Below are 6147 nucleotides of genomic sequence, written 5' to 3' on the forward strand. Positions count from 1 at the left end.
CTCCTGGCATAAGTCAGGAGAGGGGGAAGGGGTTGTGGGGTTGGGGGTGAGGAAAGGGCAGGGACGGGGGGCTGAGGAGATACAAAAAAACGAGAGATTATTTCTGTGCTTTTTGTGCCCTTTGTGGCAATGAAAATTCGGGGACCGCGGAGAAATTCGCCGTCTACATATTGAAAACCTACTCTCGAGGTTTAGGAATATCCTCCCGCGCGGCGGAACTCCAAAGCTTCGCGCACGCAATCGGTGCAAATCCGCGGGATCCTGAAGGATTGGATTTTTTCCAGCGACGCTTTTTCATCGACGCCCCAGGCATGGATCGCGATCCCGTGCGACCGGATCGCGCTCACCGTCTCCGGCACAAGCTGCGACGCGTGCAGGTGCACGGCGCGCGCTTCCGCCAGCAGAGCCCGGTGGATCGCCTCATACGCCACGGCATCCGCCCGCATCCAGCCTTCGAAAAGCGGCACCAGGACGTCGGCCGGAACATCCGGGCTGGCCTTTTGGAAATCCAACAGCAAGGCCGGTTCGAAGGAGGTCACCTCGACCGACGTCCGGAGCTGAGGATGCCGCTTCAACACGCCGGCCACCAAGCCCGGGGCTTCCGGCTCCGGCCCTTTAATTTCAATTTCCATCCCGATCCAGCCGCCGATCCGGTCCACGACCTCCTCCAGGGTGGGAATGCTTTCTCCAGCGGCGCCGGGATCGGAGGGTGAGCGCACCCGCAGGCCGCGCAGCTCCTCCAGCGTGCGGGCAAAGATCGGTCCGCGGCCGTCGGTCTTCCCGTCAAGGTAGACGTCGTGGAAAACGATCGGCACGCCGTCGGCCGTCAGGCACACGTCGAACTCCACCGCGTCCGCGCCGAGCGCGATCGCCCGTTCGAAGCCGGCCAATGTGTTTTCCGACTGCTCCGAGCGGATCCCGCGGTGGGCGACGATTTCGAAGTGCCCGGGCATGGCCATCCTTCTTTCACCCCCCCGCCGTTAGATCGCGGTGTATCCTCCCCCTGCGTCTGCCGCCCATCCTTGGGGGAAAAAGCACACAGGCATCGGGAACACGCGCATGGAAACACGTGTTCGGCTTTCCGGATGGGGGATCACATTGTCTTTTCTACTACGGCTTCCGCCAATCCGCCCCGCCGCGGTGGTCTGCGATGCCGCCGGCTAAGAATCCTTCTTCCAGATCGCAACCGGCTCTTCGTATTTCGACCGGCAGTCCTTATGCAATTCGAGAATTTGACGATGAACCAACTCCGCGTCATCGATCCCCTCCAGCCGGGCCGCATACTGCGGGATGCGGTCGAAGACGGGAAACACCTCCCCGACATAGAGCCAAGAAAATATATCGGCGGGGCCGAGGAGGATCGTTCCTCTACCGCCCCGCCCCGGCAGCAGGCTGATGTTCCCCAAGTGCCTCAATGCGTAGGTCCGAACTTCTCTTCCCAAGAATTCGCAGACGATATAAACATTTCGGTCGGTGAGAAGATAGTGCATATTCCTGCGCCGGAACCAATCGACAAAGAACCGGCCGAGGAGCAGATAGGGCACGGTGAGAAGAATGAGCAACGCGACGGCTATCATGCCGAGGTCAAATGCATCGAGCATGCCGGACGGCTGGAACAGAAGCACCGGAAAAGCAAGAAAACCCGAAACCCCCGCGCCCCACAACAGGCTGAGCGGGATTACAAAAGCATCCCCGATCCGGAGCAGGATGCCGTGGGGCGGCCGGCCGCTCCATATCAGCCGCTCACCGGGTTTTACGACATGGCCGATCCATTCTTGAAGGTCCATCAAGTTTTCCCTCCGGGGATGCTGCGAACCGACCCAAGAATGATTCTACCCTGGGGCAGAGGATCCCGCCCCGGGTTCTAAATCTTCGGGCCGCCACCTTTTCGACATCCCGACCGGGCGCTGAAAAAGTCAGGATCTGCAACAGCCCGGATTGCATGGGTGTTCGGGGATCACCCGCCATGAACCCGGCCAGGGCCTTTTTTAATCATCCTGCCAAGGCGGGAAAACCTAAAAACCAGTATCCAAACAGGGATTTTAGAACGACCGGGAGGCCTTGAACCATGAGCGGCTTCTGCAGGATTGACCGTTCTCGGAATCCGTCATTCCGGCGACTGCATGGATCACCTTCGCATTCATCTTTTTTTCGAATCCTTATTAAACTGTCTGAAAAATAGGGTTGCGTTCTAGCTCGATTGGGCCGCCTCAAGCCTTCCGAGCGGCGAGGAAACGGGCAAAGACGTACGCCGGGTCCTCGAACGAGCCGAAAGGTATAGTTGCCGCTTCGACGATTCGGAAACCGCCGCCGGAAACGACTCGTTCCAACTCGGAGATTCGGAAGAACCGCATCATCGGTGAAATCCCGATCCTTCCCAGGACCAACGCGGAGTTGCTGATCAGTGCCAGGGGCAGGCTGTCTTCGATCCGGCAGGGCGTGGAGGATAGGAACCAGCCTCCCGGCTTCAGCAATTCATGGATTCTTCGAACGGCCCTGGACGGATTTCCCAACAGGTGCAGGATCCCGGCGGCGACGACCGCATCGAAGGATTCCCCTCTCCACCGTTTGTCGAAAATCGTCGATTGGAAGAATTCGGCGTTGGTGCACGCATTTTCGCCGGCCTTGCGCTTGGCCGCGCGGATCATTTTTGAAGAGAGGTCGATCCCGCGGACGGCTTTCACTCGGCCGGCGATCTCCACGGCGAGGCTTCCCGTTCCGCAGCCGAAATCCAATACCATATCCTCCGGATGGAGGTATTTCCGGATGTGTTCGACCGTTCGGATCCGCGATTCTCCGTACCCGCCCATGTGATCGTCGTATCCGTCCGCCATCCCGTCCCAAAACAACCTTGAGGTGTTCATGCGATCGTTTCCTCCGGCGCACATCCCGGAATAAATGCCGATTTCCTCTCTCCGAGCCTATCAACAAAGCCGCCCCTGAAACAGGATTTTTTCCGGGTGGAATCGGATCCAACCCAGGCCGGTTTGCCGCTGGCACGTCCGAGGCGCCTCTTCGGCAACCCATGGGCTTCGCCCCACACCCATTCCCCATCTACCTGCGCGACCCATCCGTCCGGTTCCGACCGCCGGGCAGCCGGAAGGGTTAAAAAATGCTCCGCCGCCTTGCGGCGGCGGAGCATCCCCCCCGAAATCATCCCTAGCGGCTCAGCGCATCCGCGAGACCGATCAATTGCGCGAGTTCGAGTACGTCCGGATCGCCGGAGAGGAACTCGGTCAGTTGGTACGCGTTCGAACTCAGCATCCCCAACTGGCCGGCGTGCGCCCAAGGGCTTCCGCGCAGGATCTCGGCGAACTGGGTCACGATCACCGCCAGCCGGTAGCGCGGCGAAGCATCCTGGTAGGAAGGCGCCATATCCCAGGTGTTGACGTTGCCGTTGATCTCGGTCACGGCGCGGCTGTCGGGATCCTGCCAGCGCAGCTGGATGGTGGCGATCCGTCCGGAAGCGTTAGGATGAAACTGCACGGCGTAGATCGCGGCGGCGGAGTGGCCCGCCCCGATCTCCCCGGCGTCCACCGCATCGTTGCGGAAGTTTTGGTCGGCCACGGCGCGGTTCTCGTAGCCGATCAGCCGGTAGCGCACCACCACGTCGGGGTTGAAATCCACCTGGATCTTCGCGTCCAGCGCGATCACCTGCATCGTGGAAACCAAGTCGTCGACCATCACCCGGCGGGCTTCCTCGTAGGAGTTCACATAGGCGTAGTTGCCGTCGCCCTTGTCGGCCAACTGCTCGAGCAGCGCGTCGTTGTAGTTGCCCATCCCCACGCCGATCGCGGTCAGGGTGATTCCCATATCGGTGTAGCCGTGTACGAATTCCAGGATCCCGGCCGCATCGGTGGTCCCCGTATTGGCCACGCCGTCGGAGCACAGGATGACCCGGTTGGAAGCGTCCGCCCGAAAGGCGGAGGCGGCCACCTGGTACCCGAGCCGCAAGCCGGCTTCCACGTTGGTGGCGCTTGTCGGACTGAGGGAGTAGATCGCGCCGACGATGGTCTCGTAGCTGTCGCCGCGGGTCGGATTCAGCACCACCCAGGCCTCGGTGGAATAGACCACGATCGCCACGCTGTCGGTCGGGCGGAGCTGCCGGGCGAGCAGCTCCAGGGTCTGCTTCACCATTTCCAGCTTGCCGTCCTCCGCCATCGAGCCGGAAACGTCGATCACGAAGGTCAGCATCAGCGGCTTGCGCTGCTCCGCGGGCACCCGGTAGCCTTGGACTCCGATCCGCAGGAGGATCGATCCATCGGGGTGGAAGGGCGAGGGCGCACCGTCGGCGTAGACCGCGAAGGCGACGTCCGGCGGGGCGGGATACCCGTGATCGAAGTAATTGACGAACTCCTCCACCCGCACCGCCTCGGGGACGGGCAGGCGGCCGGCGCGGAGCTCGGCCCGGGCTCGGGTGTAGGAAGCCGTATCCACGTCCAGCGCGAAAGTCGAGAGGCGATCGACGGAAGTCTCCACGAAGGGGTTGACATTCGGCACCCCGCCCTCGCCTTCCGGCCGGGCGGTCGGGGTGGGCGGCGGCCCCTCCGTCGGCCAAGCGGCCGAGGTTGATGTCGCACCTTGGCGCGGATAGGAACTCAGCGCGGTGGGTTCGGCCGCCCCCATGCTATAGGGAGATGAAAGGCCGGTAGACACCGTCCCCTCGGATTTGCCGGAGGGAATGGATGCCATCCTGTTCGCGGCCGCGCAAGAGGCGAGCAGCGGGATGAGTGCGAACACGAAGAGCAGTCTCAATTTGGCGTTCATGGAACACCTCCCTGTTTTCTTACAGATTACAGCCGGAAAGGTTGGCAGGCTTGACATCCCGCTGAGAATGCGCTGACAAAGAGCGGTATTTTCGGCAGTCACTTTCCCCGCATCAGCCAGCGGATGGTCGTGACAAAGCCGACGGCCATCATCGCGCACGGGATCACCACCATGCACGCCACGAGCAGTGAGGCGGCGGCCTGGACGAAAAAGGCGGCCGCCTTGGCGGCGAATTCGAAAAACGCCCGCTCGAGATTCCGCTCAATCCCCGGATCCCAGGCGTAGGGATATCTTCGAGGCAGGTACTGGATCGAGAATTCCGCCCACCCTTCCCCCGGACCGGAATAGCCGAAGGAACGGCTTGTGCCTGATTCCCGGATCCCGCATCCCATGTTCAAAAGCCGCGCGAGGAAGTCGTCCGATCTCCCCAGCGGCACGAAAATCTCCTGGGCGACCGCCTTGCCCCCCTCCGCCGGCCAGGAGATGCGGTCGGCTTCATACCCGCCGTACATGCGCGCCAAGCGGGCGGCTTCCGCGGCCGCCGCATCCGGATCGCCCGCCTCCAGCGTCAGGTACACGGCTTCGACCACCACCGGACCGTCCGCCGTTCCATAGGGAACGGATCCGCCGGAGGAGACGAGTTTCGGATCCGATCCGGCGGCTCCGTACGTTTTAACGGCGCCGCAGGTGGCGGCCGCCGCGGCCGCCAGAAGCAATCCTCCCGATAACAAAATTTTCGATGTTCCCATCTCAGCGCCTCCTAAACCGCGCCCCCGGGATCCGATTCGCCGGACGCGCGCTCCGTAATCGCCGGCTTGGAAAAGCCGACGGCTTCACCGTACCGCGTTCAAGCGGCGCAGGCTTGATAACCGGCTGATATTTTGTTGACGGAAGGGAGGCTTGCAGAGTGGAAGCAGTGGAATGAACGAGGCGGTCCCGGAAATCGAGGCGTTTAGAAAACCGTTTCGGCTATTGAACCTTCGGAAATTGCAATTCCTCAGACCGGTTTAGAGAATAGATCACATCCTGGAAAATGCGCTTTTTTCTTCCCTCATTCGCCCTCCCCTCGCGTTCCCTCGCTTTCCCTCGCTTCGCTCGGGACAGGCGCTCGGGACAGGCGTTCGGGACAAGCGCTCGGGAAAGGAGCTCGGGAAAGGAGCGCGGGACAGTGACGGGAGGATGGGATCAGGGAGCGGCCGAGGGGTTGTCTCAAATCAGCATTAGGTTGTCTCAGGATCGTCATGCCCGCGCCTGCCCCTAGAAGCGGGGTGTTCATAGCGGGCATCCAGCCAAGGAAACCCTGGATTCCCGCTAAACCCACCCCCGGCGAAGAACGCGCCGAGGGCCGGCGCGGGAATGACGGACTATCTCCGGCTGGGA

5 protein-coding genes are annotated in these 6147 nt (G+C 61.8%); all 5 read right to left on the minus strand.

Annotation, left to right across the window (positions count from 1 at the left end; genetic code table 11):
• Positions 1 to 191: 191 nt before the first annotated feature.
• Positions 192 to 953, minus strand: a complete 762-nt coding sequence (locus tag JW929_02030) for a hypothetical protein (protein ID MBN1438163.1) — start codon at positions 951 to 953, stop codon at positions 192 to 194.
• Positions 954 to 1160: 207 nt separating this feature from the next.
• Positions 1161 to 1787, minus strand: coding sequence for a hypothetical protein (locus tag JW929_02035; protein MBN1438164.1), 627 nt, complete (start codon positions 1785 to 1787; stop codon positions 1161 to 1163).
• A 423-nt stretch (positions 1788 to 2210) separates the two neighbouring features.
• Positions 2211 to 2864: a class I SAM-dependent methyltransferase gene (locus tag JW929_02040; protein MBN1438165.1), complete on the minus strand. Its 654-nt coding sequence runs from the start codon at positions 2862 to 2864 to the stop codon at positions 2211 to 2213.
• 295 nt (positions 2865 to 3159) lie between these two features.
• On the minus strand, positions 3160 to 4767 hold the full coding sequence (locus JW929_02045; protein MBN1438166.1) for a von Willebrand factor type A domain-containing protein: 1608 nt from the start codon (positions 4765 to 4767) through the stop codon (positions 3160 to 3162).
• 98 nt (positions 4768 to 4865) lie between these two features.
• A complete protein-coding gene (locus JW929_02050; GenBank protein ID MBN1438167.1) occupies positions 4866 to 5516 on the minus strand; it encodes a hypothetical protein in 651 nt (216 codons plus the stop codon).
• Positions 5517 to 6147: the final 631 nt, after the last annotated feature.

The sequence above is a fragment of the Anaerolineales bacterium genome, from assembly GCA_016928575.1.
Taxonomy (GTDB): domain Bacteria; phylum Chloroflexota; class Anaerolineae; order Anaerolineales; family RBG-16-64-43; genus JAFGKK01.

What these genes read in the sequence shown, in the direction of transcription:
- JW929_02030 (MBN1438163.1), bottom strand. Translation starts at nt 953, where the DNA reads ATGCCCGGGCACTTCGAAATCGTCGCCCACCGCGGGATCCGCTCGGAG.
- JW929_02035 (MBN1438164.1), bottom strand. Translation starts at nt 1,787, where the DNA reads ATGGACCTTCAAGAATGGATCGGCCATGTCGTAAAACCCGGTGAGCGG.
- JW929_02040 (MBN1438165.1), bottom strand. Translation starts at nt 2,864, where the DNA reads ATGAACACCTCAAGGTTGTTTTGGGACGGGATGGCGGACGGATACGAC.
- JW929_02045 (MBN1438166.1), bottom strand. Translation starts at nt 4,767, where the DNA reads ATGAACGCCAAATTGAGACTGCTCTTCGTGTTCGCACTCATCCCGCTG.
- JW929_02050 (MBN1438167.1), bottom strand. Translation starts at nt 5,516, where the DNA reads ATGGGAACATCGAAAATTTTGTTATCGGGAGGATTGCTTCTGGCGGCC.